The organism is Actinosynnema sp. NPDC023658 (assembly GCF_040639995.1).
Classification (GTDB): Bacteria; Actinomycetota; Actinomycetes; order Mycobacteriales; family Pseudonocardiaceae; genus Actinosynnema.
This window is the reverse complement of the sequence record NZ_JBFAAX010000992.1, coordinates 1-707: the sequence shown is the minus strand read 5'-3', so window position 1 is coordinate 707 and position 707 is coordinate 1. Positions and strand designations below refer to the sequence as shown.

Annotated in this window: 1 protein-coding gene; it reads left to right on the top strand. The window is 73.3% G+C overall.

Annotated features, from left to right (window positions below; all coding sequences use genetic code 11):
* Positions 1 to 33: 33 nt before the first annotated feature.
* A partial coding sequence (locus AB0G02_RS37280) for a crosslink repair DNA glycosylase YcaQ family protein (protein WP_360804340.1) occupies positions 34 to 707 on the top strand: 674 nt, incomplete at its 3' end.

Here is a 707-nt window from a genome sequence, read left to right as displayed (position 1 = left end):
TACGACCGGCGCACCCTCGTCCGACTGCTGTGCATGCGTCGCACGATGTTCGCCGTCACCACCACCACGGCCCCCGTCGTGCAGGCCGCCGCCGGCGCCGCCATCGCCGCCAAGGAACGCGCCAAGCTGCTGACCTACCTCGCGGACGGCGTCGGCTGGGACGCCACCCGCCTCGCCGAAGTCGAACAAGCCACCCTCGAAGCCCTGCGCCGACGCGGCCAGGCCACCGCCGTCGAACTCACCCGGGACGTCCCCGCACTCCTCGAACAGGTCCTCGTCGCACCCGGCAAGCGCTACGAAACCCGCCAGAACGTGTCCAGCCGCATCCTCCGCGTCCTCGCCGCCGACGGCCACATCAGCCGCGGCCGCCCCCTCGGCACCTGGCTGAGCACCCAGTTCCGCTGGACACCCGGCACACCCTGGCCCGACGTCGACCCCGCCCACGCCCGCACCGAACTCGCCCGCCGCTGGCTGCGCTCCTACGGCCCCGGCACCGAAGCCGACCTCAAGTGGTGGACCGGCTGGAACCTCGGCACCACCCGCCAAGCCCTCGCCGCCACCGGAGCCGTCGCCGTCACCCTGTCCACCGGCACCGGCTACGCCCTGCCCGACGACCTCGACCCCGTCGAACCACCCGAACCGTGGGTCGTGACGCACGGCGCGCTGGCGGGCACGCGCATCTCCCTGGACGGCAGGCCGATCATGAT